Raw genomic sequence first — 26,163 nt, forward strand, 5'->3', positions numbered from 1 at the left:
CCGGGATGGTCCCGGCCGTTAGAGTCAAATCAACGACCGAACATCTTTGCCGGCTCGATAAACAGGCCGCGGTAATGGGGCTGACCAGCCTTATCGGAGAGGACATCGATTTCCAGTTTCACTTCCTTGGTGCGGTAATCAATCTCATTGAATTTGCCCGTGACTCTGCCGGGCTCAAATAGATTGATAGAGCCACCAAAACCAAAGATGGTGTTGTGGTCGGCAACGTATTCCACGTTGGAAGTGATAGGGCTATACCACTCGTAGCCCCGCTCTTTGCCGTATTCCCAGATTTGCTGCACAGTCATATTGTTTTCGTCGATTTTGTATTCCACGAAGCGACTGTATTTTTGAGTCGGTAGGGCGGGTTGGGTGTAGTGGCGACCATCTCCATTATCAAATACGGTCAAAGTGCCTTTGCTGCTCAGCCAAGCTGTGTGCTGGGTATAGGTGAAGTCAAAGTCACCTTGGCAGTCACCTTGTTCAGAGCAGGAGATGGCTTTGCCTTTGGCATCGACAGGTTTAAGGAGCTTTTTGGCCAGCTCTCCCTTCCAACCTATGCTGGGAGTGAGGATCCATTTGACCTGTTTGTCGCGGGTGATCTTCACAACCCCTTGGTGGCGCAGCGATAGAATGATGCCGTCATCTTTGGGATCATAGGAGATGGAGTTGACGTGAGCCCAGTTCCGGCCGGCCGCTACCCCCGGAATATCGCCATAGGGCGCATCTATCTTCATTTCACCGGCAGCTTGACCTGCATGGTCGAGATCCACGTTGACGCAAACGGCCCCCATATCCAAAGCCTTAAGGAGGGCATCGCGGTAGGGATCGAGAATTTTATTGAGATCCCAGACATCGAGCAGGTTACCCTGTTGGTCTACCTCGAGGATATGATCCCTGACAGTATGGACCTTGTCCCCTTGCGGGTTGACATAGTTGGTTTTGGCGCCCCTGAGCAATAGGTTGCCATTGGGCATGGTCACGCTCTCATGGGATAAGTCTTGATAGCCCCTGGGGATCTTGAAGTCGACAATCTTGCCCATTAAGTCCAGATATCCGAAGTGCTGGCCTTGGACAAAACTCAGATTACCGCGACCATCCTTTCTCAACCCCATCAGGTAACCACGTTTATTGACGTCGATATTCCGACCATTGTAGGTGGCATCCTGATCCAACCACCAACGAGTTTCACCTTGTGTATCAATGATATAAGTTAGTGGTGCCATGTCGAAGGTCATGGAGCCCAACGCCGGGGTAGACTCGAAAATCCCGGCGTTTTTGCCCTTGACCCCGGACCAGTGCAGATCAGAACCCTGGAACAGCATAGTGTGGGAGTTCACCAGCAGCAGCCTGTCTTTAAAATCCTTATCGACTTTCCTGACCTTCACTTCCTGCATTGAGGTGATGTTACGGTTATCTATGTACTTGTTTTCGAGGGCACTGGTGAGAATTTCATATTTATCTGTGTATTTTTTGCCATCGAGAGTGAAGTCGACACTGACCTGATTCTTGTAGTCGGCATACAGGCCAAAAATAGGAATACCGTCGTGTCGGTTGATGGTTTTGGGGCCGACCGGATAGGAGATACTGACTCCGTTCTTGCCTTTCCCTGCCACGGTAACGGTAACATTGGACACTCGCTTGCTACCCAAATCGACCAGAGCAGTGAGTGGCGAATTACCATATGGGTTGACAAAAATACCTCCCAAATGCCCGGCCGGAGGTGCAGGGTAAAAACCTGCGGCAGAGACAGAAGTTGATAAGCCAATACCTAATATTACAGCCAATGAAGTGAGTGACTTTTTCATATCATATCCTTTGTTTTTAATAGACGCTTATTAATTAAGTTGAATGGAGGGATTTAATTTGGGGGCGTAATCACATTTGCTGTTTTTAATTTTTAGTTAATGTTTTGTTTGTGTTCTTGTTTGCAGCTTAATTTGGTGGTTCAAAAAATTTGATTTGCCTTATTGGCTTGTTTGTATTCTAAAGTTCTTGAAATCAATATCAGTTTATTTGAACTCTGTTCTCTATATCGTTGTTATTCACAGTATTGCTAATAAGCTGGATTTGCTTGTTGTTATTGAATTTTATCTTGGCATGATTTAATCGAATCTGATTGATGGATAAGAGGTCCAAAATGAAATTTATTAAAAGAATCGTAGTGGGTGCTTTTTTACTGGGAAGCTGTAATGCAATGGCATTGGATTTGGAGGAGGGGAATCATTACCAAGTTCTACCGGAAAGTGTTCAGTTTCAGGCTGATAAACAGGTAACCAAGATATTTTCTGTCAACTGCCCATTCTGCTACAAGTATGAAAAGTCTGTCATTCCCGGAATGGTTAAAAACCTGCCATCCACGATAAATTACGATGCTTATCATATATCGAGTAAATCTCCTTTTGGTGCTGAAGCTTCTGAGGTCTTGGCGGTAGCCAAGACTGTGGGAGAGGCCAAGTACAAAGCCGCCAAAATGGCTCTATACGCCAAGATCCACGATGAAAAGACCAAGTTTGCCACTGGTGATGAGTTAATCCGCTTTGGCCTGAGTCAAGCCGGGATCTCACAAGAAGAGTTCAACCGTCTCAAAGGTAATCCCGAAGTGAAGCAACTCCTGGCCAAGTGGGACCAAGGGATTGCCATCGCCAAAATCCAGGGGATCCCGGCGCTGGTGGTCAATGGCAAGTATCTGATCAACACCAAGTCGATTCGCAGTATGCCTATGCTGGACGAAATGATCCTTGAATTGTCCAAGAAGTGAGGATAATGAAGATGAATCTTGTGAGCCGTTTGTTCGCTGAATTCAAGCAAGCTCCTCTGTCTGCTTTGGGCCGCTGGCAGGCCCAGAGAGGTGTGTGGTTGCTGATGGCCGGAGCTGCGCTGTTTCTGTTGTTGTCGGCAATGGGGTATTTCCAGTGGTTTTTGGCCATGGATCCCTGTGAGCTTTGCGTTTATATCCGTTTCAGTCAGTGCTGTATCTTGATTGCCGGTATCGCCATGGCGATCAAGCCTTCCAGTCAATGGCTCAAGATCTTGGGGTTGGTGCTGGCCTGGTATGGCGTGATCCAGGGGATGCTCTGGTCAGTTGAGCTGCAACAGATACATGCCGCGGCGCACATGCTGGATGGCGGCGATATCTTTGCTACCGGCGGCGGTGGTGCCGCTTGTTCCACCGAGCCGCATTTCCCCTTGGGGTTGCCGTTGCATGAATGGCTACCCTATGAGTTTGCACCGACAGGGGGCTGTGGAGAAGATGATTGGTCACTGCTGGGAATGAATATGGCTGACTATTGCATCATAGCCTACAGCATTTTCAGCCTGGCGCTGGGTGCCGTCACCCTGGGTTGGTTATACAGTCTGTTTGCCAAGAAGTGAATCAAGGCGGCTCCCCCACCCAGTGAGCGAAGGCGAGGGAGCCTGTAAGGTTACTTATGACTGCCCTTAGCTAGGGCGATTGCGCTGTTTTGGCAGATCGCTCAGGTACTGGACAAACTCCACTTCAAACCCGGCCGGGTCGATAAAGTACACATTGCGGCGCCAGGGCTCGTCAGCACCGTCTTTATCTATGCTATAGCCTGCGTCCTGCAGGCGCTTGATCACCCCGTCAATGTCTGCTGTGACAAAGGCGAAGTGGGCCAGCCCGGGTTGATGACCGCTCAAGTCGCGGTTATAGCCTTCACCGTTATCGCTGAAAGCCAGGTATTGATAGTCATCACCGAAGTGGAGCCATTTTCGTGGCTTGCCATACCAGCTTCCTTCTCCTTGGCAGCGGATCTGCCAGTGAGGAAAGGCGGCGCGGTAAAAATCCAGGGTCTTGGGGAGGTCTGCGACCACCAGGTTCAGATGTTCCAGTTGTATCATTTGCGTTCTCCTTGCCCTTTTACTGCCTGTTTGGGCCTTTGTTTACATGCCGTAGCAATATTCCTGTTGTTTGGGAAAGGGGGCGTCCCTGTGGGCAAAACGTATCTGTGCCAGTGCTGCTGCATACTGGGCCAACATATGCAGGCTATAACCTATCCTTTCTCTTAATCTGGCATCGCGGATGCTGTCGCATTCGGGGTTGAGCATTTTATCGACATCGCGGACGATCAAATGATCCGGAACGGCCACCAGTTTGTTGTTTTTCATGGCGTTCATTCTCAATTCACTGATGGGATAGGCACCGCTTATGCCTGAGACAACTGCAACCAGCAGCACAGGCTTATGGGCCGTATGTTGGCTGTCACACATCAGCAGAAAGTTCTTCAGCAAAGGTGTCGCCATGCCGCCCCATTCCGGGGTGATAAGCACCAGAGCATCGGCTGCTGTCACCTTGGCTTCTATCCCTTGCCAGTCGGCTCCCTTGTTTTGTTGCTCACCATCCCAGAAGGGAAGATTGAAACCACAGAGCTCCAGATGTTCCGCCTCTGTGAGTTGCTTGGTCTTTATTTCCCGGGTGATGAATTCTGCGACCTTGGCACTCTGGGATTGGAAACGTTGGCTGGCGCTGACGACTAGGTATTTCATGTTAAGTAAACCCTTTTGTTTATTTATTGTTTTATAAGGTATGTGCTTTACTTAATAATGTAAAGATAAAATAAACAAAAAAGTTTATTTATTCTGGATGCGGCGTCCTGAACCGGGCATAATCAGCGCTGGAGGTGCCATGAAGACCACAGACAAGATAGTCGACATTCTCAAGTTGAACGGAGCCCAGACGGCCCAGAGCTTGGCCGCAGAGCTGGGGCTGACCAGTATGGGGGTACGTCAACATCTGCAAGCCCTTGAAGCCGAGGGGCTGGTGCGGACCGAAGACAGGGCCGAAGGCCGCGGCAGACCTGCGCGTTATTGGACGCTGACCGAGCAGAGTCGCTCGCTGTTTGCCGACCGTCACGATGAGCTGAGCCTGCAGCTGATAACTTCAGTGCGTCAGGTCTTTGGTGACGAGGGCTTGGATAAACTCATCAGTCACAGGGAGCAGCAAAGCCTCGAGAGCTATTCGAGCCAGATGGCCGCTGCCGCTTCCCTTGTCGATAAGCTGGAATGCCTAGCCGAGATCCGAAGCCGTGAAGGCTATATGGCGCAGATTGAAGCGGACAGTACCGGCTTTTGGCTGCTGGAAAACCATTGCCCCATTTGCGCGGCGGCCACGAGTTGCCAGAACTTTTGTCGCTCTGAGCTGGCGTTGTTCCAGCAGTTGCTGGGGCCTGAGGTGGAAGTCAGTCGCCGCGAACACATTCTGGAAGGTTCACGTCGCTGTGCTTATCGGATTGAAGCTAAAGGTACTTTAAACGATGCGCAGTAAGAGGGGACGGCTGGACAGGTTTCTCGCCGGGCAGCTGAATATTCCCCGCAAACAGGCCAGGCAATTGCTTGCCGATGGCCGGGTTTGGCTCGATGACGAGCAGGTGTTTGCCGCAGACAGACTTATCCATGAGTTCAGTCATATTCGTCTCGATGAGCAATGGCTGCAGCGGCAAAACCCTGTCTACTGGATGCTGAACAAGCCTGCCGGAGTAGTGAGCGCCACCCAAGATCCCGAGCATAAAACCGTGCTCGACTGCCTGCCCCCGGCGGCATTGGTGCCGGGGCTGCATATCGCCGGCCGCCTGGATAAGCAGAGTACCGGGCTGGTGCTGCTCAGTAATGACAGCCGCTGGACCCAGGCGTTGACCCTGCCTTCATCGAGTAAAGCCAAGCGTTATCGGGTGCGTCTGGCCAATCCGATGGATGACACTTATATCGAGGCTTTCAGGGACGGATTTTTCTTTGAGTTTGAAAACGTCATCACAGCGCCGGCCGAACTGAGAATTTTGGCAAGCCATGAGGCCGAGGTGATACTCACTGAGGGCAAATATCACCAGATAAAACGCATGTTCGGCCGCTTTCGTAACCCTGTACTGGCGCTGCATCGCAGCCAGATAGCTCAGATAGTGTTGGATGACTCTCTGGCCGAGGGCGAAGCCAGAGAGTTGACCCGGGAAGAGGTGGAGTCGGTCGCTTACTGACGATTTTACTGACGGCTACTGAACTGCGGCGATAATGCTATCTATGGCCTGCACCACCTGCATACTGGCATCTTCCATCCGTTGCAGCGCCATTACCTGCTCTGTGGTGTCGCCGGCTGCGGCGTGTTCCAGCGCCAGGCGGCCACTCTCGTGCACCAATGCATGCGGCGCTTCCAACTCGCGGAACCCCGGGAGTGAGCTATAGAGGCTGGCGCCTTGTCCTTCGTAGTACCACTTACCCAAACGGCAGTCATGGTGGCTGTTTACCGGCTGATCAAAACACTGGTTTTGCAGCAGTTCATAGATATTCTGCTTCCATACCGCATGATCCAGCTTGGTGGTGTTGAGGAAAGACACAGTCGCGGCATGGCTGATCACCTGCTGCATCTGCGCCGATTGCGCCAACACCTGAGTGACCACAGTGTCTATCTGTACCGCCGAGCTGGCCACTTCATCGGCGCAGCCTTGGTTGTCATCTGTCAGAGTTCGTATGCTTTCCGACTGAGTGATGATCTGCTGCACCAACTGCTCTATCTGTTGGCTGGCGTCACTGGCCTTGGCCGCCAACTGCCGGACTTCATCGGCCACCACGGCAAAGCCGCGACCAGCCTCTCCGGCGCGTGCGGCTTCGATGGCTGCATTGAGCGCCAACAGGTTGGTCTGTGCCGAAATACCCTGAATGGCGCTGACAAACTGGCTGATGCTTTGGGTACTGGTATCCAGCTGCGCCACTGTCCCCAGACTATGCTGTGACTGTGAACTGAGCAGATGGGCTCGCTCTCCCAGCCTGGTCACGGCGCTGCGGGTTTGCTCGAACAGGGTGTTGAGCTGCTCCAGCTTACCTTGCTCCTCAAGCAGACGTCCGGCGTCTTCGGCCATGGCCTCGCGTACCGATTGCAACATAAGCCCGCCCTGGTTCTGGCAGGCCAGCATGGCGGCGAAGTCGCGGTTTTGCGCCAGTGCCTGGTCCCTTTCCTGTTTGAGCTGCCCCAGTTGCAACTGCAATTGCTCCAGTGTCGCCTGGTGCTGCTGGCCCTGTTCCTCGAGCCGCTGTTTCAATGAATCTATCTGCCGGTGAAGACGATGGTTAAAAAGCATAAAACTTCCTTGGATACAAATAGTTGCATTCTATTTATGGCTATTTTAAGCATAGACTTTGGCCCGTTCCCTTGGCGGGATCAAGCTCTCATTTACAATCAATATATAAAAACGCCACCCTGAGGTGGCGTATTAAATCAGGCTTGGGCCTGCTGCATTCTCAGCAGCCACTTACCGTAGATATAGATGCCGACGGCGGAAATGGTGCCTATGGCGCCTATGATGTACCAGGCCATGCCTATGTTATGGCTCTGGTAGAGGATCTCGGTTAGCTCGCGGCCACTTTGGCCGGTGAACTCAACCAGTTTATGAAAGGCCTCCCCCTGCGGAATGGCGGCCACATCCTTCTGTGACATGCCCTTATCCAGCAGCATCTCACGGGAGAAGATCTCTTTGGAGGCAAAGATTTCATAGAGTTTGGGGCCGAAATAGCCTTCCAGGCCCCAGCCTATGCCCTGTGGCAACATCACAAAGCCGAGGTACATGGCCTTCTTGCCTTCGGGGGCAATATTACCCATAAACTCGTTCTTCTTTGGGCTTATCATCATTTCGCCGAGGGAGAACATGGCGATAGCCAACACGATAAACCAGGCCGCATGGGTGGCACCGATCAACACAAAGGCAAATATAGACAGCAGACAGCCGGCCAGCATGGCGCTGGTGATGCGGTACTTGGCGGTCAGGGCAGCTATCAGGAAGCAGCTGGTCATAATCAGACCCGCGTTGAGGTTGAGCATGCCTTCCGGCATGACCTTGGTGCCTTCGTTGTTCAACCCGAGCCAGAATTGCAGTATGCCGTTGCTGGTGCCTTCAGGACCAAACAGGCTGGTGACAATCACGCTGGTATCCACCCATTCGGCGATATGAATAGGCAGCACGTCAAACAGGGAGTTGAACAGGAACCAGAAGCCGGAGAACACCAGCATATAGTAAATGACTACCGGCTTTTTCAGCTCGCTCCAGGCATCTTTCCATAGCATTTCCTGCTTGAGTTCGCCGGACTTGATCTTACGTTGCCGTTCCAGGCGTTGCTCTTTACCCGGCTCTTTGTACGTCAGCAGGAACAGGAAGTTGAGCGAGATAATGGCGGCGCAGGCGTAGAACACATTGTCCCAGGACAGCTGCCGCATATGCACTGCCACCAAGGGGCCAAGGAAGCCACCGATATTCACCACCTGATAGAAGATACCCCAGGCCATGGAGGTGTTGTTACGGTTGGTGGACAGCACCAGCGTTCCCTGGATACCGGGCTTGAAGATGCCGGTACCGGCCGCCAGCAACATGGCGCCGAACAAAAAGCCCCAGAAGCTGGGGAAGAAGGCCATACAGAGGTAGCCACAGATCTTGATAATGGTTGAGGCAAAGATGGTCTCTTTGTAGCCCACCCTATCTGAGATCCCGCCGGTAAATACCGGCACAAAGGTCTGCAGTAAGGCCCAGACTGAAATAATGATACCGTAATCGCTGAGGCTGATACCTAGGCCACCTTCGGAAGCCGGTGCCTTGGCATAGAGTCCGGCACTGGCCTTAACGCCGTAGTAGGCGATACGTTCAACCAGTTCCATACCGCCGACCAGCCAGAAGATATAGCTTAAACTGGCGATGGAAGCCCACATCCCCAGTTGCTTGACTTCGCGCAGGTCATTGCCCGCACAGGAGTTGGAGTCGCTCATACTCTTCCCTTGTCTGTATTATTATGTTTGTAGGTCTTTTATCAATTGCAGGCTAATGCCTTGTATCAAAAAAGGTGATAACCGCGACACTTTACCCGCTTTACTGTCAAACACCAAAAAACAAGCCTGATCAAATTGGAAAAATCACGATCCGCCTGGAAAAAATTGCTGCTTACTTTTAACAATATTCATAACTTTCAAATCATTAACTTGGATAAGTGACTCATTCGCTTGCAGACCTTGCTATCTCCTTGTAGCTTGGAGTTTGTTTGAGCTGATACTGGAAAGTCTACGGTGGCAATTGAGCGCGCCCAAGGGACTGAGTAAGGAGCCAAGATGCGAGTATTAACTGTAATGACTGTGGGCACTCTGTTGCTGTTGGCGGGCTGCTCTGAAGAGGCGGCAAAAACCGAGTCCGAGAGTCTGAAAGATACTGTGGGAAGCCCTAATCCGGCAGCGGTATTTTGTGTCGAATCCGGCGGTAAGCTGGAGCTGGTTCAGGAACAAAAGGGCACTGTAGGCTATTGTCACCTGCCGGATGGCAGCATTGTGGAAGAGTGGACCTATTTTCGGGCCAATCATCCGGTAAATTGATTGGCCCGATTCTCTAAGAGGGTGTTAGAAGCGGTAGCTGTAGGCCAGGTTGACAAAGTCGAGCCCTGGGTTGGGCTTGCTGAGGCCGGCATTGGAATAATGCAGGTAGGTGATGGAGACAGTCTGTTTGCGCTCACGACCAAATTTGAAGGCAAAGCCCAATCTGTCTTCAAACTGATAGTGTGAGCCGACATCCTTACCGGCAAATTGGCTGTCATCCAAGAGGGCAAAGCCGATCCCGGCCTCGAGATAAAAGTCCAGCCATTGCCCCCTCATCAGCGGGTATCTCAATATGGGTGACATGGCCAGCACATGATTGACATCATGCTGGTTATCCTCGCCGTATTCCCAAAAGTTGATACTGGCTTCCAGGGTCAGTTCCAAATCTTCACTGATAGGTTTCAGGGTATCCAGATACAGCTGATAAGCCAGTTTGATACCGTTGGCCTGGCCTTCGCCATGGATATAGTTGATTGCCATGCCCTGTTCGGCGGCGTTGGCATCTCCCGGCAATAAACAGCCCGGCAATATCAAGCTGAGCATGAGTGTCAGCAGGGGGAATAGTCTCTGTGAGTGTTTCATCTCGTTTCTGCCTCTCGAATCAATGTCGGCAGTTTAAATCCGTAAAATTAGAAAGAATATCGCAATAAGAGCGGGTTAATTTTCTAAAAAATGGAACTGTCAGCCTGTGCCAAGCCGAATGCAAACCAAACTGTATTTGCTGGTAAAAGCAAACTAAGTGGTCAGGTTCAGCTGGTTCAAGCCAGTCGGATTTAATGCCTTAAGGGGTATTACAGAGGGAATATCGCTGTACTTGGCTATTTTAAGGAAGGTGCGAATAAGTCCTCGTTGCACTCTGGCTTGCACAGCAATTGGCGTTCAAGGCATCTGACTGAAGGCATGCCGGGGCATGTCGAAGTCAGATAACGCAGAGAGCCGGTTGCTGTGAAAGCCCCGAAGGGCGTGGCTTACAAGCCTGCCTGCTGTGTTGTGCTTCTTGCAAAGGACTAGGGCCATTTGCTGCGAACCACGCCTTGCGTCCAGGCCCGTAATCCGACGCAGAGCACACATGGGACTTGTTTGCACCTTCCCTAACCCTATAGTCATACCGGGATTAGTCACTCAGACAGTGACAGTGTGTTGCATCTTGGCGGGCAATGCCGGCCGGTGAAAAGTCCGACCGATTGCGCTGCGAGAGGCTCAGCCAAGGGGCGGGCGTATGGCCCCTTGGACTGAGCTAGTACAGCTGAGTGACCCATTGGTTAGCGAAATAGATTAAGTCCCATGGCGGCTTTGACATCTTGCAGTACGGCATCACTGATGGCTCTGGCTTCTTCCGTGCCCCGCTGCAGTATCGCCAGCAGTTGCCCCTTGTCTGCCATAGCCTGACTGCGCCGTTCACGCATGGGCGCGAGTAACTCCTGCAGGCAGTCATTGAGTATCCGTTTGCACTTCATGTCCCCGAGGCCTCCTCGGCGATAATGGGCCTTGAGCTCGGCTACCAGCGCCTTGTCCGGGTGGAAAGCATCGAGATAACTGAACACCGTATTGCCCTCGACTCTGCCCGGATCTTCCACCCTCAGATGGTTGGGATCCGTATACATGGAAAACACCGCTTGCTTGAGTTCATCACTGCTCATTCCCAGTTCTATGGTATTGCCAAGGGATTTGGACATCTTGGCTTTACCGTCGAGTCCCGGAAGACGGCCTGTGTCACTGAGAATCGCCTGACACTCCTTGAGCACTTCAGCCCCCACCAGGTTGTTGAAGCGACGGACGATTTCATTGCTTTGCTCCAGCATGGGCAACTGATCCTCACCTACAGGCACATGAGTGGCGCGAAAGGCGGTAATATCAGCGGTCTGGCTGACGGGGTAGACCAGAAAACCCGCCGGTAGGCTGCGCTCAAAACCTTTTTGCTGGATCTCCGCCTTGACCGTGGGATTGCGCTCAAGCCGGGCAACCGTCACCAAGTTCAAGTAGATGCAGGTGAGTTCCGACAGCGCCGGCAGTGCGCTTTGCAGGCAAAAACGTGTCTTGGCCGGATCCAGCCCGGCCGCCAGGTAGTCGGCCATGACTTCGAGAATATTGTCGGTCACCTTGGCCGGGTTATGGCCGTTGTCGGTCAAGGCCTGATAGTCGGCAATCATTACGTTCTGATCGAATTCGTCCTGAACCTGGACTCTTTGCCGGAGTGAACCGACATAGTGGCCGATATGCAGTTTGCCTGTGGGTCTGTCGCCTGTGAGTATGATCTGTTTCATCTTGTTCTCCTTGAAATTGCCGGAGCCATAAGACGTACAGATACACAAAGGCCGCCTTATGGCGGCCCGGAAGATATGATTTTACCTATGTTTAATCCTGACGCCGCCGGTTTGGGCTGCGCCACCAAGTCTGTTGCATGAGCAATGAGTCGATTGGGGAATACATGGGGTTAATCAAAATGTGTTTAAAGACCCAAGGATAGTAAAGCCTTGGTCTGTGGTATGCAAGTCACTAAAGGGAGGTTATTTGTCAGGAGTTTGTGCCAGGTCAAGCATTTTTTAACTGTAAGGTATAAGGTTAAAGCATAGTCACTCGGCAAGTGAGAGGTGCTTATGATGCGGTCCTTGTTTGCTGGCAGATCTTGGCTGTTCTTGGGTGTTGGTGCCAGTCTGCTGTTGTCGTTGGGGGTTGTGGGACGCTTTCCCGAGCAGGTGATGCAACTCAACCCTCTGATGCTGGTAGCCAGTCTGCTGGTGGCCGTGGGCGTCGGTGTCTGGTCGGCGCAGCTTGGCGGTAAAGCCTTGTGGGCAGTACCTCTCTCCTTTGTGCTGGTGATGTTGGCCGGTACTTTGATGGCGCAAACCTCGGTGGCGCTTATCGTCAGTAAATCCTTTGTCCTCTTGTCCATGTTTGTGCTCGGCATGTTGATTGCCGGTAATATCTGTTTTGCCACCCATATCGCCGCGGCCATGGTCGCCATGTTGGCATTTGCTCATGGCTACACCCTGGGCAGCGCCAATCTGGGTGTAGCCGACTGGACCCTCAGTGGTTCCAATTTGTTTTTGGGCTATCTGGTGGGGATTGGCGCGACGGTGTTGATCCTCAGCATGGTGGGGGAGGTAACCTGTAAAGTACTGGCCAAGAAACAACTGCAATACGTGCTCGGCACTTGTTTGTTGCTGGCCGGCTTGATGATGGTTGTTGCAGTGTGACGAAGCAGAAACAACAAGGGCAAGTTCGATGAACCTGCCCTTGAGTCTTTATGCCGCTTGGATAGCGGTTTGATTGGTCGGAGCGACAAGATTCGAACTTGCGACCCCTGCCTCCCGAAGACAGCGCTCTACCGGGCTGAGCTACGCTCCGACTCTGGAACCAGATGGTAAGTGAAGCTTAATTGGAAAAATGCCAACCAGGCCGCAAAATTATTCTCCGATGTGAGCTTGATAGTTGAAGCGCTGAAAAAAGCATCATGGCATTAGCACTGGCTGAGCTCGATGATTCTGCTTATCAGGGCATAGAGGCCGTTGCTGCGGGATGGGCTCAGTTGCCCCTCCAAACCCAGTTGCTTGAGATAAGCCTTGGGCTCAAATTGCGCCAGGGTTTGGCTGTCGCTGTTATTCATAGCATGCAGCAACAAGGCGATCAGCCCCTTGACGATGCGGGCATCGCTGTCGGCAATAAACAGATGCTTGCCATCGATTTGGTAGTGGTAGAGCCAGGCGGCGCTTTCACAGCCGCGTACCCGGGCGGCTTCAGTTTGCAGCTCGGGTGGCAGGGCCGGTAACAGCTTGGCTCCTTGCATTAACTGGCGGTATCTGTCCTGCCAATTATTGGCCGAAGAGACGGCTTCAAATAAGTCGGCCAGGGGCACCTGGGTTTGCTTGGCAAATTGGATAAAGTCGGCAGCAGTGAGTGTTTGCTCTGTCATGGTTCAGTATCCCAGTAGTTCGGCGCTTGCCTTCAGGGCATCGAGAAAACGTTTGATATCTTGCTCATCAGTGTAGATCCCCACAGAGGCCCGGCAGCAGCCCTTGATACCCATCAGCGACATCAGTGGCATGGCGCAATGATGGCCGCAGCGTACCGCTATGCCTTGTTGATCCAGCAGTATGCCTACATCCTGGTGATGCTCGCCCTTGAGATTAAAGGCCACGGCGCCCAGATTATCTCTGTGGGCGGCGTAAAGCTCGACCCCGGCAATGGCGGATAACCCCTGTTGCAGTTTGTTCAGCAGTTTTTGTTCGGCAAGCGCCAGGGCTTGTCTGTCCTGCTGCTCAAGAAAGGCGATGGCCTCTCCCAGACCTATGACCTCGGCTATCGGCGGGGTGCCGGCCTCGAGGCGGTTGGGCAAGTCGCCAAATGTACTGCCCTGGAAACTGACGGTTTTTATCATCTCACCGCCGGTCAGCAGTGGCTCCAGGGTGTCCAGCAACTCATAGCGGCCCCAGAGTACGCCTATGCCGCTGGGGCCATACATCTTGTGGCCGGAAAAAGCATAAAAGTCGCACCCCAGTTGCTGCATATCCAGCGGCAGGTGGGCAACGGCCTGGGCACCATCCACCACACTGATGGCACCGGCGGCGCGAATATCCTGACACAGGCCTGCTATGTCATTGACTGTACCCAATACATTGGAGACGTGACTGAGGGCCACCAATTTGGGCTTTTGCTGGAGCAGCAGGCCAAAGGCCGCCTTATCGAGGCGCAGATCTTTATCCAGTGGTATGGGTTCCAGCCTGGCACCACTGCGTTTGGCCAGTTGTTGCCAGGGCAGCAGATTGGCGTGATGAGCGCAGCTGTCGACCAGAATGAGGTCATCCTTGCCAAAGCGCTCGCCAAGGCCCCAGGCCAGCAGGTTGATGGCTTCGGTGGTGCCGTGGGTGAAGATGATCTCTTCCCGCCGGGCGGCATGGATAAAATCTTGCAAGGCATCACGCACAGCTTCGTAGGCCTGGGTCGCCCGGGCGGAAAGCTGATGGGCCGCTCTGTGCACATTGGCGCAATCTTCACGGTAGAAACGCGCCATAGCTTCCAGCACCCGCCGGGGTTTTTGGCTGGTGGCGGCCGTGTCGAGATAGACCAGGGGATAATCCCCCAACATCTGGGTGAGCGCGGGAAACTGGGCGCGCAATTGTGGAGTGCTCATTGCTGTGGATCTTCAATCAAAAGGGCGCACAGATCTTTATGGATTTGTGCGCCCAATGCAAGGCGAAATATCTCAACCCTTAAGGACAGGGCAGGCGAAATCGGCTCGACAGCGAGTTGAGCTCACCGAGCAGTTCATCACTCAGCTTAAGCTGCGAGGCGGCAATGTTCTCCTTTAACTGCTCCAGATTGGTGGCGCCTATGATATTGCTGCCCACAAAGGGACGGGAGTTGACGAATGCCAGTGCCATCTGTGCCGGGCTCAGGTGGAATTTTTGGGCCAGCTTGACGTAGGCCTCGGTGGCCTCAAGCGCCAACTCGGTGCCGGTATAGCGGGCGAAGCGCTTGAACAGGGTCAACCTGGCGCCTGCCGGCCACTGACCGTCGAGGTACTTGCCTGTGAGGGTACCGAAGGCCAATGGCGAGTAGGCCAGCAGTGGTAACTCCTCGCGGTGGCTTATTTCACTCATGCCCACTTCAAAGCTGCGATTCAACAGGTTATAGGGGTTCTGCACGCTGACAATTCGCGGCAGGCCGTGTTTCTCAGCCAGTTGCAGGTATTTCATCAGGCCCCAGGGCGTTTCGTTGGAGACCCCTATATAGCGCACCTTGCCGGCGCGGATCACTTCGCTCAAGGCTTCTAGGGTATCCAGGATGGGAGTCATCGACTCCTGCTCCTGCTGCTCATAGAAGAGTTCGCCGAAGAAGTTACAGTTTCTGTGGGGCCAGTGGATTTGGTAGAGATCGATACAGTCTACGCCCAGGCGCTGCAACGATGCATCCACCGCCAGCTGGATATTGCGCCAGTCCAGTGCCATCTTGCTGCGGATATAGTCACTCTTGCCGCCGGGAGCCGCCACCTTGGTGGCAATCACCAGGTTGTCTCTGTTGCCGCGGGCCTTGAGGTAGGTGCCAAGAATGCGTTCGGTCTCACCCTGAGTCTCGGGTTTTGGCGGCACCGGATACATCTCGGCAGTGTCGATAAAGTTAATCCCTTCGGCTAGGGCCATATCCAACTGGGCGAAGGCGTCGGCCTGGCTGTTTTGCTCGCCCCAGGTCATGGTGCCGAGGCACAGTTTGCTCACTTCCAGAGTGGAGTGGGGGATACGTCTGTATTCCATTGAAAGCTCCCGCTAATTTCCTTATCTGCAAGCTAACAAGTGACAGAGGTTGATTGTCAATAAATAAAACCGTTTTCGTGTCACTTTTGTTATTTTTCAGTTTGTTGAGCGGGAGGTGCAGGAATGGGAAGTATGGTTTGGATTTCAATCTGTTGCATAACACCATCGCTGATGAATCAATCAAGGGAGAGGTGGCAATTGAGGACTTTGGGCAGGCATAACCGATTGCCAAAGTCACACTCCGGGAATAGCTGCAGCAATCACAGCGGCATTGCATCTATTGTGTTGGTGCGCTTTTTAGGCGTGGGCCGTAGCTGCCACCAGAGCCTCCGGTGGCAGCGGCTTGCTTGGTTAGAGGCTTGCTCGGCTAGAGTGTCAGCAACATGGGAATTTCACAGGCGCTGTGGCCGGTATTGCCAAGGGGCTTGGGCAGGACGGTAAAGCCCAGGCTGACGTAGAGGCCGAGCGCTTGTGGCAACAGTTTAGTGGTTTCCAGATAACAGGCCTTATATCCCTGCTCGCGGGCAAAGCTGAGGCATTGCAGTGCCAAACGGCGGGAGAGTCCCAGGCCTCGCAGTGCGGGCATAAAGTACATCTTCTGCAACTCACATACGCCCTCTTCGCCGGGCAAGGGTGCTATGCCGGCACCGCCGAGCAGTTGCTGCTGTTTTTCAATTACCCAATATTGGCTGCCTGGCTGGCCATATTGGTGACTCAAGTGATCTAGGGTCGGATCGGCTACACTGTAACCCTTATCGGGAGTCAGGCCATATTCGGCCGATACAGCACGTATCACGGCGGCCAGCCCGGCATCGTCTGCCGCCTGTAGTGGCCTGATTACCACCCCCTGTTGGCTCTTGGCTTTGGTAATCGCCTTGTTGTAGCAGCGCAGGCTGGCTTCCAGTTGGGTCACTTCGCTCGGTGCCAACTGGGCAAGAATGTCAGCAAATTGATTATCCTGCTGGTTATCCAGTTGTTTCAACATCTTATGCCCGGCCGGAGTCAGACTTACCTGCAGACAACGATTGTCTCTGGGATTGGCCTTGGTTTGGGCCAGTTGTTTCTTGACCAGATGACTGACGGCACGACTGGCATTGGATTTATCTATATTGAGCAGGCTACTCAGTTCTTTAATGCTGAGATCTTGCTGTCCCAGCTCCAGCAGTGTGTGTGCCTGCACAGGTGTCAGCGGCAGTTGCCCGCAGGCACCGGACAACATACCCAGCTGCCGTACCAGATGACGAGACAGATGTCTGAGCACAGGGCTAACCTGGGCCAGTTCATCCTGAGATGCTTCCTGACGATTGCCCGGCTCTTTAACATCAGGCTTGGATGAGCCCGAATTTAGCGGTTTTGTACTGAGGGACATCTAAGGGGATACCTCGCAAAAAGATAAAATGGTTGCGATAAGCAACTAATGTTGAATTCAAGTTAGCTCAGTCTGTATCTATTTGCAACAGCTGGGTTTGGTAATTGTCCCGTATTTACACAGGTCGCTTGGGAAAGATTAAGGTGGGGCGGTCAACAACACCGCCGTTATTAATAACAGCGGTGACTGGTATCAGTAAAGCTCCGGGTAACGCAGTGGCGCCGATGCGAGCAGCAAGGCCGAGTGATAAATACTCTCGCGAGTAGCATGCCCTTGGGTCAAGAGCCCTATGGCGCCACCTGCCTGTTTGACATTGACGGTATTGAACAGCGAATCCATCACATCCCCCAGCTCTTCACCGGCCTTGAGCGCGGCATAAACCTTGGGCGGCAGGGGCAGGTGAGCACTGCGGCCGACGCAGAGGCGTTCTTTGGTGGCTATGACGACATAGGCAAAGGTGGCCGGCCCCTGGGGGAAATCATCCACCCCACCTTCCATTGCCAGATAGTAATCGGCATCTGCATTCGCCTTGCACCATTCCACCCTGTTGATGGCTCCGTGGCGGGTATCGGCATCTGTCATGGGTTGCTCCGCCACACCGGATGGCGCCTTCATGGCTTGGCAGTGGATTTCGGCGTCGGGATGCAGGGCGCGAACCGCATTCTCTGCGGCTTTGAGTTTTACCGGGTTGGTAGAACCCACCACTATCTGTAACTGTTTTTGTTTCATATTTGTTTGTTTGATGGATCTTTAATGTGGACGACCGTTTAAATCATTGTTTAAATGATCGGAGGTGCGACCTTGAGTTGGGCGCCATTGTGACGTGCCATAAATCACAACGCAAGATGCACCGAGGGACACGACATAAGCGCCACGACAGACCCGTATGGCTTTTGGGGAGTTGTATTGTTCAAGGGGCTGGGCCTTGTCGGATAAATGGCATTAAAAAAGAGATAATTATAATGAAATTCAACAAACTCATGTACGCCATGGGGCTGGCAGGCACCCTGGCACTCGTTGGCTGTTCGGATGACGACAATGATCAGAATCCGCCTCCGGTCGACAACACACTGCAGGCATTTGCACCGGACGGCAAGCTCTCGGTCAGCGTTCGGCGCACCAGTTTCGGTGTACCTCACATTCAAGCCGACAATTTGGAAAGCCTGGGATTCGGTAACGGCTATGTGCAGGCGCAGGACAATCTGTGCATCCTGGCCGATGGTTTTGTTAAGGCCAACTCAGAGCGTTCCATGTATTTCGGCCCCCATGCCAGCCTGGACTTCACCACAGGGATCCCGGCCCGTGAAGACAATGGTAACCTGATCTCCGACTTTGCCTACAAGGCGCTCAAGGTCAGAGCTCAGGCCGAGGCCAAATGGCCTGAATTCAGCGAAAACTCCCGGGCACTTATCAGCGGGTTTGTCGCCGGCTACAACCGGTATTTGAGCGATGTGGCCGAAGGCAAGCAACAGGCCGAGCCCTTCTGTGCCGGGCAACCCTGGGTCAAGCCTATTGAACCTGAAGATGTGGTGACCTACCTGTTTTCAATTGCCCTGTTACCGGGGGCGGCCAACTTCCTGGATCTGATCTTTTACGCCAATCCGGGTGATGGTGATGAATATTTGCCGCGAATAGTCGGCCCGGCTCCTGCCTCTGCCGCCCAGACCGCTTTTGTCAATGACATCAACAGCAAGCTGATTGCCAGAGCCGCCAATATTGCCACCCCGGAGACCAACCCGGGTGAACTGGGCTCCAACGGCTGGGGCCTTGGCAAAGACAAGACGGAAAACGGCAAGGGCATGGTGCTGGGGAACCCGCACTTCCCGCATACAGGTAACCTGAGGTTCTGGCAGTCCCATGCCACCATTCCCGGACACCTGGATGTGATGGGCGGCTCTCTGGTCGGCATGCCGGGCCCAATCAATATTGGTTTCAACAAAGATCTCGCCTGGACCCATACTTTCTCCACCGCCGAACATTTTGTGGTCTATAACCTGGAGCTGGTTTCCGGCGACCGAATGCAGTATCTGTTTGATGGTGAGCCTATGCCTATCAGCAAGGAAACCGTGCAGGTGCTGGTCAATGCCGGTCCGGCGGGTATGTTGGTAGCCGAAAAAGATATCTATACCACTCCCAAGGGACCTATAGTCGAAGCGCCTGCCACCCAGGCACCTTTTGGTTGGGATGATGGCCAGGCCTTTATGTTGCAGGATGCCAACATGGCGACCATGGATCCCGTGGATCACTGGCTGGCGATGAACATGGCCGCCAACAAGCAGGAGTTTGTGCAGGCATTTAAAGACTATGACGGCATGATCTTCAATAACACCATGTATGCCGACAGGGAAGGCAACGCCTTCTATATCGATGACTCTACCGTGCCTGGATTATCCGAGGCGGCTGTGGTATTGCTGAAGACTTCCCCTGAGATCAAGGCGGCCAAGGCGCAGGCGGGCTTTACCATATTGCCGGGCAATACCTCACTGTTCGCTTTCGATGGCCCCACGCCTTTCGAGCGGGCGCCCAAGTTGGAACGCACAGACTTTGTGCAAAACTCCAATAACTCCTTCTGGTCTACCAACCCGGCCGAGCCGCTGGAGTATTTCTCCCCCATGTACGGCCCGGAGCGTGGCCAACTGAGCATGAGAACCCGTATGGGACTCAAGCTGCTTGGTGATGCCGCCGGTAGTGATGGCAAGTTCAACCTGGATGAACTGGAAGCGGCAGTGCTCAACAACCGCAGCTATCTGGCCGAAATGGTTTTGGATGATCTGATTGCCCAGTGTGAGGCCAAGGGCAGTGAACCTGTAATGGTCGGTACCCTTGCCAAGGATATCGGCGCTGCCTGCGCGGCGCTCAAGGCCTGGAATGGTCATCAGGACAACGACAGTAAAGGCGGCGCCTTGCTTCGGGAATTCGCCCATTTGTTCAATGACAAAACCATGTTGACCCAAGGCTTTGATTATCTGCAGCCGGCGACCACTCCCACTGGACTGAGTTCTGACGGTTCGGCGCTCACCGCGCTGGCACATGCCGCGCTCAACCTGGAAGCGGCCGGTTTTGCCGTCGATGCGCCCCTTGGCAGTGTGCAGTTTGTCGAGCGTTCATTGCCGGATGGCAGCGCCAGTGGCGTGCGTTTGCCCTGGCCCGGCAGTCATCATGCCGAGGGTGGTTTCAACGTATTTTCCACCAAGACCAGTGGTGACGACACGCTTATCCCGCAGCACTCTTACGCTCCGGCAACCGATGTACTGAGCGGCAAAGCGCTGGATTCCGGTCTGAGCGCCAAGGGCTATCAGGTTCGTTATGGTTCCAGCTGGATGATGGCGGTGAGCTTTACCGATGAGGGCCCGGAGGCGAAAGGGATACTTACCTACTCAGAGACCAGTAATATTCTGCGTCCTGAGTTTGCCGATCAGACCGCGCTCTACTCCAGTGAGAAACGTTTCCGCCCCTTGCTGTTCAAAGAAGCGGATATTGATGCAGCAACTGTATCCAAGATGGAACTGACGCTCGAGCGTTAAGCGCTATTCTTTCAGCTTCAATGCCGCTCATCGAGATGAGCGGCATTTTTTTGCCTGTGATTGCCAACACAGTCAAAGTGGCCTGGCTAACATGACAATCTATATCTGCGCTGAACTTAGGCGGGCTTTTCCTCGTACATGAGGTAGTGGCTCTGACTCATGCCCAGTGATTGGTAAGTTTGTTGGGCACGGGTGTTTTCCTGCTCCACATAGAGCCTGAAACTGGCTGCCCCACCTTGCTTTTCGGCCAGCGTCTTGACCTCCTGATACAGGGCGCGATAGATGCCTTTTTGTCTGTGCTCTGGCTTGATATAGACGCTCTGGATCCAGTAGTAGTCTGCGGCGCGCCAGTCACTCCACTCGAAGGTAACCATCAAGGAACCTGCGATTTCACCTTCGATTTCTGCTACCAGATAAAAACCTTTGGCGGGATTTTCCAGCAGGGTGCTGACGCCCCGGCTCAGGGTGTCACTGTCCAGTGCCAATCCTTCGGTTTCCTGAGCCATCGCCTGGTTGAAAGCCACCAGGGCCTCGGTGTCTTTTGGGGTACCTTTTCTTATTAGCATAGTTATTCCTTTGAGTTCTGTTTGCTTGCATGCTCGTAGGGGCGGGCACAATTTATCAGCAGTCCTATGTTGGTGCAAAGGGGGACTGGATTAAAAGTCGTCATTTCCGGTTTTATCTGGATTACCCTGGCTCGGCTCAAGATAACGGCTCAAGGGAACTCAAACCTGTAACCGGGCAGCGTGATACAGATCATCCTTGCTGCAGGCGAGCTGTGCTAAACTCGCGCACCGGCCTTGATGTCTGATCTCGGCCATCCGCCAAGGATATGGCCCCTCTCTTTTTCAAATATCAAGGTTTACACATGTCAAAACACCAACCTTCACTTGTCGGCCGTCTATGGTCACGCTGGTCGGGGCTGCCGCTGTGGCTGAAAATACTGATAGGTATGGTTCTGGGGATGAGTACCGGACTGATACTGGGTAAAGATGCCATCTATCTCAAGCCCATAGGGACTCTGTTCGTCAACACCATCAAGATGCTGATAGTGCCATTGGTGTTCTGCTCGCTGATAGTGGGTGTGACCTCAATGCAGGATACCGCCAAGATGGGGCGGATAGGTTTCAAATCTTTTGCCTTCTATCTGGGGACCACTTCCATTGCCATCAGCCTGGGGTTGATAGTCGGTTCTGTCATACGTCCGGGCTCCGGGCTGAATATGACCCCTGAGGTCGGTACCGAAAAGGCTACCCAGGCGCCTTCTGTAATGGAAACCCTGATCAACATAGTGCCCACCAACCCGGTATCGGCTCTGGCCGAAGGGCAGATACTGCAGGTGATAGTATTCGCCGTGGCACTGGGGATAGCTCTGGTGTTGATTGGTGAGCATGGCAGGCCAGCGATTCGTGTATTCGAGAGCCTGGCGGAAGCCATGTACAAGCTGACCGATATGGTAATGAGTCTGGCGCCCTATGGGGTGTTTGGCTTGATGGCCTGGGTAGCCGGTGAATACGGCATGGAGATGCTGCTGCCGCTCATTAAGGTGATTGTTGCCGTTTATATCGGTTGTTTCCTGCATATTGTCGGCTTCTACAGCCTGGTATTGAGTGTGTTTGCCCGCCTCAATCCACTGCAGTTCTTCAAGGGGATCAGCAATGCCATGGCGGTCGCCTTCACCACATCCAGCTCGGCGGGAAGTCTGCCTGCCAGTATGAAGTGTGCCAGCGAATACCTGGGAGTGAACAAGAAGATTTCCAGCTTTGTGCTACCGCTGGGCACCACAATCAACATGGATGGTACCGCCCTCTATCAAGGGGTGACCGCGCTGTTTGTGGCTCAGGCCTTTGGCATAGACCTTACCTGGGTCGATTACATCACCATTATTCTGACCGCGACCTTGGCTTCCATAGGTACTGCGGGTGTGCCCGGTGCCGGCTTGGTGATGCTGACGCTGGTGCTGACCACTGTAGGTTTGCCACTGGAAGGGGTGGCGATTATTGCCGGTATCGACCGTATTCTGGATATGGCCCGAACTGTCGTTAATGTGTCCGGCGACTTGGTGGCAACCACTGTGATTGCCAAGTCGGAAAATGAGCTGGATATAGAGCACTATAACGCTGATATGCAGCAGAGTGCTCTGATAGCCGAGCAGAATGCCGTCAGCGCTGCAGAGGAAGGGCGCAGCTGAATTTTGCAATATGAGCGTGACTGAGAGTGTGTTGCAGTCATAAAAAAACCGCCGGAGGGCGGTTTTTTTATGACTTGAGGCAGAACTCAGAGGCTGCTGAGTTGCAGTAACACCTTGCCGTCATCGCTTTTGAGCAAGAGTTTGCCATTGCTGACTTCACCTTGGGTTACCTGAGGCAAAGCTTGCATCACCAGTTGCTCCTGGGCCATCAGGGCATCGACACAGGCTTTCATTGTGCTGCCGGCCGGTGAGAGTTTCAGCTTCTGACCTTCCTGGGAATAGGTTCCGAAGAAGTTATTGCAGCTGTTGTTGCCGGACAGTTTGCCGTCATTGGTAAAAACCAATTGGGCAGGGCTGTAATCTATAGTGGGTTGTCCCATAATGCTTTCTACATGCCAGCTGCCTTCCAGTGGCAGATACTGACCTTGGGTATCAGGGGTGGTTTGGCATGCAGCCAGACCAAATAGCAGCGCAGCGGCTACGAAGGTTTTCTTAATCATGGTCATTTTTCCATTAGTCTATTAAGCCTCTATAGTGTGACAAGAATAGCGCGGATTAAAAAGGGGGAGAAGGGTGATATCCAGGGCTAACTCAGTGATAGGCCTTCTGAAATTGTTACATTGGATAGGTGTGTTAATGCTGCTTGGCGGCATTGGGCTTTACATGTTGACCGATATGGCACTTGAGGTCAGCGGAATGTTGACCATTGCCTCACTGATAGGCTTGGGGTTGGTATTCATGTCCCCTTATCCTGTGGTTATTTTTATCCAATGGGCCAAGGCTCAGGATCAAAAACCGCAATAATCGCCCAAGTTCGCAGCTTGGTTTACTCAACATAAGCGGCTTATCCCGGATTGGCGTTAAGTTTTATATTGCAGCAGATCTTGCTCTGCCTGTTCCAACATGGGTGAGAGCTCGAAGTGGGAGTCCGGTGCGAAGAAGCTTTGCCCCACCAATAACTGCAGGCCGCAATCACTGCGGCTGACCTGCTTTTTCAGGCGACTGGCGAGGATATCCAGGTGCGCCTGGCTGTCCACAAATGCCAGAATAATGAACTGGTTGTGATTCAATCGGGCACATATGTCGGCTTCGCGCATGTTCTCCAGTATCACCCGTGCCAGCATTTTCAGGGATTGATCCTGCTGCAGTCCGCCAATGCGGTTTGAATCCAGCTCCTTGCCTTCCAGCAGCAGAAGCCCGGCATGGGAGCCCAAACGGCGACTGAGGCTCAGTTGCCTCGGCGCCAACAGATTAAAGCCTCTGGGGTTGAGCATACAGGTGAGTTCATCCTGCAGAGATAGAGACTCCAGCTGCTCCATCAGTTGCAACTGTCCAAGCTCGGCCTTGAGCAGCGCCAGCATAGGCTCGAGCAAAGACTGCAACTGCTCTAATGCCACCTTGGGTTTGCCATTGAGGATCAGTAATTCGCCAAACAGCTTGCCATCGGACCAATGAAGTGGGTACTTGATGGTCTCCGCCGGGTTAGCTGCAAAGTGTTGCAGCAGGGAGGCGATACCTTCAAATTCAGTTGGGATTTCAGCCGCCGGGCTGTGGCTCAGGACCTGCAGCTTGGTATCTGGCATATGTTGCAGTAACAGCACAGTTTGGGCGTGAAACATCTCTCTGACAGTAACCAAGCGACTCTGCCAATGGTCGAGCTGCAAAGGGTCGTTGGGATGGTCTCTTAAGCTGCTGGTTCTTTCCGTCAGTTGCGCATGCATATAGTTATAGTATTTGTGATGGCAAGGATTGCCTCAGAATACCCAACTGCGTGCGTTAATAAAATGAAAACATTCGGTTATTAGATCTGGGTCTTTTTAACGTCTCTTCTGTGCTTTGAATCAAGGGGCTCATGCTTCTTTCTTTTGCTGTTTGGATGACTTGAGTCCCGCCCTGGCACTTTCCAGCATAGGCGCCAGCTTGGCGGCAGAGTCAGGGCTGAAAAAGCAACTGCTGGAGTCCAGTTGTAATGGGGCCGAAAACTGGCTCATCTGCCGTTCAAGGCGTTTGATGATATGCTCCAGATCCCGCTCCAGATCGACAAACACCAGCAGGACATATTGGCTGTCGTTATAGTGGGCAGCGATATCTGCGGTTCTTATGGTATTGAGGATCAGGTTGCCGAGTTCTCTATGGTGACGTGCCAGCGTTTCGGCATCCATATTCATCCCGGGTATCAACTCGAAAAAAATAATGCCTGAATGAGCACCGAAGCGGCGGCCGAGATTGAGCTGCCTGGGTGCCATCATGATAAAGCCGTAGTGGTTGAGCATGCCGGTTTCCCGGTCGCGCATGGACAGCGACTCAATTCTGTGACTCTGGCATAAGAGCGCCAAGTCTTGCTGCAGCAGAATTTGGAACGGCTCCAGCATATAGGGGCTGATGTGTTGCTGCTCGTTGGCATGGGCATTGATGACACACAGGCAACCGAATACCGAGCCGTCGGGCCAGAGCACTGGCCGGGATAGAATCCCCAGGACATTGCTGAACTCTTTTGGGTTGTCATCATTGGTGGAGCGGGTGAGATCCAGATTAACGCCCTCGGGTGGGCTATCGACCATACGCTGGAATACACTTTCATCGGCAGAGAATACCTTGCCGGGCGGGAACCTGTGGCTGGCATCGGCGGCGCTGACAATAACTTCGAATCCCTGATCTGTCTTTTGCAGCACAAAGACTTTGTCGGCCTGGTAGTAACGTTTCATTAGCTCACATTGATGCATCCAGCGAATAAGGTTGAGTCTGTGGCTTTCATTTTCCAATAGGCTCTTGCCTGGGTCTATGGTATCCGGGAGCATATCTCTTCCTGAGTCGAGTGGCTTAAGTTCAACTTTAAGTGTGGAAGCAGTATGGGAATTTCGCAAATCGAGTGCGGCTGCAACAGGCTTTGGCTATAATGCGGCTTCTTTTATTGCTGAGCCTTTTTGATGCCAGAAACCATGCAATACCGCCAGGCTGAGGCGGCCGATGTTGAGACGATTGCCAGCCTGGAGCAGCGCTTCGGCCAGGATGAGTTGAGTGCCAGAGAGAGTACACGGGGCATGCAAGGGCAGGGCTTTTCGGCCAAGGAGCTTGAACCTCTGGTGGCCGCCGGTCATGTGTGGTTGGCGTTGGACGCGACTAAGGTAGTCGGTTATCTGATAACCGGCAGTTGGGATAAACTCAAGCATTCGCCTTTGTGTCAGGCCCTCTGTCGGCAACTGACCCAGAATCGCTTTGACCTGGGGCTGAACTGGCAGCAAACTCTGCATTACGGCCCGGTTTGGGTGCATCCTGATTATCGTGGCAAGGGCGTGTTTGATAAGCTTTACGGCGCCGCCAGAGCCAACATCAGTGCGCCTTGGCTGGCACTGATCGCCGAGGACAACGAGGCGTCTATACGAGCCCATAGCAGGGATGGCCGCATGCGCACCCTGGACTTTGTCACCCTTTGCGGCAGGGATTTTTATCTGCTGCTGGGCTAACAGCCGCTTTGA

The 26,163-nt window shown here is 53.1% G+C and carries 26 protein-coding genes and 1 tRNA gene; 10 read left to right on the forward strand and 17 right to left on the reverse strand.

The window, feature by feature from the left end:
• Window positions 1-29: 29 nt before the first annotated feature.
• Window positions 30-1,808, reverse strand: coding sequence for an aryl-sulfate sulfotransferase (locus HCX89_RS16830; protein ID WP_045283691.1), 1,779 nt, complete (start codon window positions 1,806-1,808; stop codon window positions 30-32).
• Between the two features lie 332 nt (window positions 1,809-2,140).
• Between HCX89_RS16830 and HCX89_RS16835 the strand changes: the two genes are divergently transcribed.
• Window positions 2,141-2,761: a thiol:disulfide interchange protein DsbA/DsbL gene (locus HCX89_RS16835; protein WP_037474656.1), complete on the forward strand. Its 621-nt coding sequence runs from the start codon at window positions 2,141-2,143 to the stop codon at window positions 2,759-2,761.
• A gap of 5 nt (window positions 2,762-2,766) precedes the next feature.
• Entirely contained in the window at window positions 2,767-3,375 is a 609-nt protein-coding gene (locus tag HCX89_RS16840; RefSeq protein WP_234503509.1) for a disulfide bond formation protein B, read from the forward strand.
• A 66-nt stretch (window positions 3,376-3,441) separates the two neighbouring features.
• Here the strand turns inward: HCX89_RS16840 and HCX89_RS16845 are convergent, their stop codons facing one another.
• Both HCX89_RS16845 and HCX89_RS16850 read right to left on the reverse strand, forming a co-directional pair.
• Window positions 3,442-3,861 (reverse strand): VOC family protein, encoded by a 420-nt coding sequence (locus tag HCX89_RS16845; protein ID WP_167716760.1) that lies wholly within the window; start codon window positions 3,859-3,861, stop codon window positions 3,442-3,444.
• A gap of 42 nt (window positions 3,862-3,903) precedes the next feature.
• Window positions 3,904-4,506 (reverse strand): NADPH-dependent FMN reductase, encoded by a 603-nt coding sequence (locus HCX89_RS16850; RefSeq protein WP_109247550.1) that lies wholly within the window; start codon window positions 4,504-4,506, stop codon window positions 3,904-3,906.
• Window positions 4,507-4,645: 139 nt separating this feature from the next.
• On the opposite strand from HCX89_RS16850, the gene HCX89_RS16855 reads away from it, so the two are divergent.
• Both HCX89_RS16855 and HCX89_RS16860 read left to right on the forward strand, forming a co-directional pair.
• Window positions 4,646-5,284, forward strand: a complete 639-nt coding sequence (locus HCX89_RS16855; RefSeq protein ID WP_167716762.1) for a metalloregulator ArsR/SmtB family transcription factor — start codon at window positions 4,646-4,648, stop codon at window positions 5,282-5,284.
• Entirely contained in the window at window positions 5,274-5,987 is a 714-nt protein-coding gene (locus tag HCX89_RS16860; RefSeq protein WP_167716764.1) for a 16S rRNA pseudouridine(516) synthase, read from the forward strand. Before HCX89_RS16855 ends, HCX89_RS16860 begins: the two co-directional genes overlap by 11 nt.
• A gap of 15 nt (window positions 5,988-6,002) precedes the next feature.
• Here HCX89_RS16860 and HCX89_RS16865 read toward each other — a convergent pair whose 3' ends face one another.
• Both HCX89_RS16865 and HCX89_RS16870 read right to left on the reverse strand, forming a co-directional pair.
• Window positions 6,003-7,085 carry a methyl-accepting chemotaxis protein gene (locus HCX89_RS16865; RefSeq protein WP_167716766.1) on the reverse strand — a complete coding sequence of 361 codons (1,083 nt, stop codon included), beginning with the start codon at window positions 7,083-7,085 and terminating at the stop codon, window positions 6,003-6,005.
• 137 nt (window positions 7,086-7,222) lie between these two features.
• Window positions 7,223-8,758: an MFS transporter gene (locus HCX89_RS16870; RefSeq protein WP_028780202.1), complete on the reverse strand. Its 1,536-nt coding sequence runs from the start codon at window positions 8,756-8,758 to the stop codon at window positions 7,223-7,225.
• Between the two features lie 336 nt (window positions 8,759-9,094).
• Between HCX89_RS16870 and HCX89_RS16875 the strand changes: the two genes are divergently transcribed.
• Entirely contained in the window at window positions 9,095-9,352 is a 258-nt protein-coding gene (locus tag HCX89_RS16875) for a DUF333 domain-containing protein (protein ID WP_025886927.1), read from the forward strand.
• 24 nt (window positions 9,353-9,376) lie between these two features.
• Here HCX89_RS16875 and HCX89_RS16880 read toward each other — a convergent pair whose 3' ends face one another.
• Both HCX89_RS16880 and trpS read right to left on the reverse strand, forming a co-directional pair.
• Window positions 9,377-9,934 carry an acyloxyacyl hydrolase gene (locus tag HCX89_RS16880; protein ID WP_167716768.1) on the reverse strand — a complete coding sequence of 186 codons (558 nt, stop codon included), beginning with the start codon at window positions 9,932-9,934 and terminating at the stop codon, window positions 9,377-9,379.
• 680 nt (window positions 9,935-10,614) lie between these two features.
• Complete coding sequence (gene trpS, locus HCX89_RS16885; RefSeq protein WP_025010003.1) at window positions 10,615-11,616, reverse strand: tryptophan--tRNA ligase; 1,002 nt, start codon at window positions 11,614-11,616, stop codon at window positions 10,615-10,617.
• Window positions 11,617-11,949: 333 nt separating this feature from the next.
• On the opposite strand from trpS, the gene HCX89_RS16890 reads away from it, so the two are divergent.
• Window positions 11,950-12,549 (forward strand): HupE/UreJ family protein, encoded by a 600-nt coding sequence (locus HCX89_RS16890; RefSeq protein ID WP_167716770.1) that lies wholly within the window; start codon window positions 11,950-11,952, stop codon window positions 12,547-12,549.
• A 74-nt stretch (window positions 12,550-12,623) separates the two neighbouring features.
• Here HCX89_RS16890 and HCX89_RS16895 read toward each other — a convergent pair.
• The 6 genes from HCX89_RS16895 to yjjX all read right to left on the reverse strand — a co-directional run bounded on the left by HCX89_RS16895 (window position 12,624) and on the right by yjjX (window position 17,701).
• Window positions 12,624-12,700: transfer RNA gene (locus tag HCX89_RS16895), tRNA-Pro, on the reverse strand.
• Between the two features lie 112 nt (window positions 12,701-12,812).
• Complete coding sequence (locus tag HCX89_RS16900) at window positions 12,813-13,265, reverse strand: SufE family protein (protein ID WP_167716772.1); 453 nt, start codon at window positions 13,263-13,265, stop codon at window positions 12,813-12,815.
• A 3-nt stretch (window positions 13,266-13,268) separates the two neighbouring features.
• Window positions 13,269-14,483 carry an aminotransferase class V-fold PLP-dependent enzyme gene (locus HCX89_RS16905; RefSeq protein WP_101095430.1) on the reverse strand — a complete coding sequence of 405 codons (1,215 nt, stop codon included), beginning with the start codon at window positions 14,481-14,483 and terminating at the stop codon, window positions 13,269-13,271.
• Between the two features lie 79 nt (window positions 14,484-14,562).
• Window positions 14,563-15,603, reverse strand: coding sequence for an NADP(H)-dependent aldo-keto reductase (locus tag HCX89_RS16910; RefSeq protein WP_167716774.1), 1,041 nt, complete (start codon window positions 15,601-15,603; stop codon window positions 14,563-14,565).
• Window positions 15,604-15,970: 367 nt separating this feature from the next.
• Window positions 15,971-16,972 carry a bifunctional helix-turn-helix transcriptional regulator/GNAT family N-acetyltransferase gene (locus HCX89_RS16915; RefSeq protein WP_167716776.1) on the reverse strand — a complete coding sequence of 334 codons (1,002 nt, stop codon included), beginning with the start codon at window positions 16,970-16,972 and terminating at the stop codon, window positions 15,971-15,973.
• Between the two features lie 192 nt (window positions 16,973-17,164).
• Window positions 17,165-17,701 (reverse strand): inosine/xanthosine triphosphatase, encoded by a 537-nt coding sequence (yjjX, locus tag HCX89_RS16920; protein ID WP_167716778.1) that lies wholly within the window; start codon window positions 17,699-17,701, stop codon window positions 17,165-17,167.
• 233 nt (window positions 17,702-17,934) lie between these two features.
• Between yjjX and HCX89_RS16925 the strand changes: the two genes are divergently transcribed.
• Window positions 17,935-20,496: an acylase gene (locus HCX89_RS16925; protein ID WP_167716780.1), complete on the forward strand. Its 2,562-nt coding sequence runs from the start codon at window positions 17,935-17,937 to the stop codon at window positions 20,494-20,496.
• Window positions 20,497-20,612: 116 nt separating this feature from the next.
• Here HCX89_RS16925 and HCX89_RS16930 read toward each other — a convergent pair whose 3' ends face one another.
• A complete protein-coding gene (locus HCX89_RS16930) occupies window positions 20,613-21,062 on the reverse strand; it encodes a GNAT family N-acetyltransferase (protein ID WP_025010009.1) in 450 nt (149 codons plus the stop codon).
• Window positions 21,063-21,364: 302 nt separating this feature from the next.
• On the opposite strand from HCX89_RS16930, the gene HCX89_RS16935 reads away from it, so the two are divergent.
• Window positions 21,365-22,687 (forward strand): dicarboxylate/amino acid:cation symporter, encoded by a 1,323-nt coding sequence (locus tag HCX89_RS16935; protein WP_028780193.1) that lies wholly within the window; start codon window positions 21,365-21,367, stop codon window positions 22,685-22,687.
• A gap of 86 nt (window positions 22,688-22,773) precedes the next feature.
• On the opposite strand, the gene HCX89_RS16940 is transcribed toward HCX89_RS16935, so the two are convergent.
• Window positions 22,774-23,187 (reverse strand): META domain-containing protein, encoded by a 414-nt coding sequence (locus HCX89_RS16940; RefSeq protein WP_025886935.1) that lies wholly within the window; start codon window positions 23,185-23,187, stop codon window positions 22,774-22,776.
• A gap of 94 nt (window positions 23,188-23,281) precedes the next feature.
• On the opposite strand from HCX89_RS16940, the gene HCX89_RS16945 reads away from it, so the two are divergent.
• Entirely contained in the window at window positions 23,282-23,491 is a 210-nt protein-coding gene (locus tag HCX89_RS16945; protein WP_234520348.1) for a hypothetical protein, read from the forward strand.
• A 56-nt stretch (window positions 23,492-23,547) separates the two neighbouring features.
• Here HCX89_RS16945 and HCX89_RS16950 read toward each other — a convergent pair whose 3' ends face one another.
• Both HCX89_RS16950 and HCX89_RS16955 read right to left on the reverse strand, forming a co-directional pair.
• The gene (locus HCX89_RS16950; RefSeq protein WP_167716782.1) at window positions 23,548-24,408 is read right to left on the reverse strand and encodes a GGDEF domain-containing protein; all 861 of its coding nucleotides are present in this window, start codon (window positions 24,406-24,408) and stop codon (window positions 23,548-23,550) included.
• A 129-nt stretch (window positions 24,409-24,537) separates the two neighbouring features.
• The gene (locus tag HCX89_RS16955) at window positions 24,538-25,485 is read right to left on the reverse strand and encodes a deoxycytidine triphosphate deaminase (protein ID WP_028780191.1); all 948 of its coding nucleotides are present in this window, start codon (window positions 25,483-25,485) and stop codon (window positions 24,538-24,540) included.
• A 129-nt stretch (window positions 25,486-25,614) separates the two neighbouring features.
• On the opposite strand from HCX89_RS16955, the gene HCX89_RS16960 reads away from it, so the two are divergent.
• Window positions 25,615-26,151 carry a GNAT family N-acetyltransferase gene (locus tag HCX89_RS16960; protein ID WP_167716784.1) on the forward strand — a complete coding sequence of 179 codons (537 nt, stop codon included), beginning with the start codon at window positions 25,615-25,617 and terminating at the stop codon, window positions 26,149-26,151.
• Window positions 26,152-26,163: the final 12 nt, after the last annotated feature.

It is taken from the genome of Shewanella sp. Iso12, from assembly GCF_012030025.1.
GTDB lineage: Bacteria > Pseudomonadota > Gammaproteobacteria > Enterobacterales > Shewanellaceae > Shewanella > Shewanella algae.

What these genes read in the sequence shown, in the direction of transcription:
- HCX89_RS16905 (WP_101095430.1), bottom strand. Translation starts at nt 14,483, where the DNA reads ATGAGCACTCCACAATTGCGCGCCCAGTTTCCCGCGCTCACCCAGATG.
- HCX89_RS16930 (WP_025010009.1), bottom strand. Translation starts at nt 21,062, where the DNA reads ATGCTAATAAGAAAAGGTACCCCAAAAGACACCGAGGCCCTGGTGGCT.
- HCX89_RS16910 (WP_167716774.1), bottom strand. Translation starts at nt 15,603, where the DNA reads ATGGAATACAGACGTATCCCCCACTCCACTCTGGAAGTGAGCAAACTG.
- HCX89_RS16850 (WP_109247550.1), bottom strand. Translation starts at nt 4,506, where the DNA reads ATGAAATACCTAGTCGTCAGCGCCAGCCAACGTTTCCAATCCCAGAGT.
- HCX89_RS16890 (WP_167716770.1), top strand. Translation starts at nt 11,950, where the DNA reads ATGATGCGGTCCTTGTTTGCTGGCAGATCTTGGCTGTTCTTGGGTGTT.
- HCX89_RS16940 (WP_025886935.1), bottom strand. Translation starts at nt 23,187, where the DNA reads ATGATTAAGAAAACCTTCGTAGCCGCTGCGCTGCTATTTGGTCTGGCT.
- HCX89_RS16830 (WP_045283691.1), bottom strand. Translation starts at nt 1,808, where the DNA reads ATGAAAAAGTCACTCACTTCATTGGCTGTAATATTAGGTATTGGCTTA.
- HCX89_RS16865 (WP_167716766.1), bottom strand. Translation starts at nt 7,085, where the DNA reads ATGCTTTTTAACCATCGTCTTCACCGGCAGATAGATTCATTGAAACAG.
- HCX89_RS16840 (WP_234503509.1), top strand. Translation starts at nt 2,767, where the DNA reads ATGAAGATGAATCTTGTGAGCCGTTTGTTCGCTGAATTCAAGCAAGCT.
- HCX89_RS16855 (WP_167716762.1), top strand. Translation starts at nt 4,646, where the DNA reads ATGAAGACCACAGACAAGATAGTCGACATTCTCAAGTTGAACGGAGCC.
- HCX89_RS16860 (WP_167716764.1), top strand. Translation starts at nt 5,274, where the DNA reads ATGCGCAGTAAGAGGGGACGGCTGGACAGGTTTCTCGCCGGGCAGCTG.
- HCX89_RS16955 (WP_028780191.1), bottom strand. Translation starts at nt 25,485, where the DNA reads ATGCTCCCGGATACCATAGACCCAGGCAAGAGCCTATTGGAAAATGAA.
- HCX89_RS16880 (WP_167716768.1), bottom strand. Translation starts at nt 9,934, where the DNA reads ATGAAACACTCACAGAGACTATTCCCCCTGCTGACACTCATGCTCAGC.
- HCX89_RS16845 (WP_167716760.1), bottom strand. Translation starts at nt 3,861, where the DNA reads ATGATACAACTGGAACATCTGAACCTGGTGGTCGCAGACCTCCCCAAG.
- HCX89_RS16960 (WP_167716784.1), top strand. Translation starts at nt 25,615, where the DNA reads ATGCCAGAAACCATGCAATACCGCCAGGCTGAGGCGGCCGATGTTGAG.
- HCX89_RS16875 (WP_025886927.1), top strand. Translation starts at nt 9,095, where the DNA reads ATGCGAGTATTAACTGTAATGACTGTGGGCACTCTGTTGCTGTTGGCG.
- HCX89_RS16870 (WP_028780202.1), bottom strand. Translation starts at nt 8,758, where the DNA reads ATGAGCGACTCCAACTCCTGTGCGGGCAATGACCTGCGCGAAGTCAAG.
- HCX89_RS16915 (WP_167716776.1), bottom strand. Translation starts at nt 16,972, where the DNA reads ATGTCCCTCAGTACAAAACCGCTAAATTCGGGCTCATCCAAGCCTGAT.
- HCX89_RS16935 (WP_028780193.1), top strand. Translation starts at nt 21,365, where the DNA reads ATGTCAAAACACCAACCTTCACTTGTCGGCCGTCTATGGTCACGCTGG.
- HCX89_RS16835 (WP_037474656.1), top strand. Translation starts at nt 2,141, where the DNA reads ATGAAATTTATTAAAAGAATCGTAGTGGGTGCTTTTTTACTGGGAAGC.
- HCX89_RS16950 (WP_167716782.1), bottom strand. Translation starts at nt 24,408, where the DNA reads ATGCATGCGCAACTGACGGAAAGAACCAGCAGCTTAAGAGACCATCCC.
- trpS (WP_025010003.1), bottom strand. Translation starts at nt 11,616, where the DNA reads ATGAAACAGATCATACTCACAGGCGACAGACCCACAGGCAAACTGCAT.
- HCX89_RS16925 (WP_167716780.1), top strand. Translation starts at nt 17,935, where the DNA reads ATGAAATTCAACAAACTCATGTACGCCATGGGGCTGGCAGGCACCCTG.
- HCX89_RS16900 (WP_167716772.1), bottom strand. Translation starts at nt 13,265, where the DNA reads ATGACAGAGCAAACACTCACTGCTGCCGACTTTATCCAATTTGCCAAG.
- yjjX (WP_167716778.1), bottom strand. Translation starts at nt 17,701, where the DNA reads ATGAAACAAAAACAGTTACAGATAGTGGTGGGTTCTACCAACCCGGTA.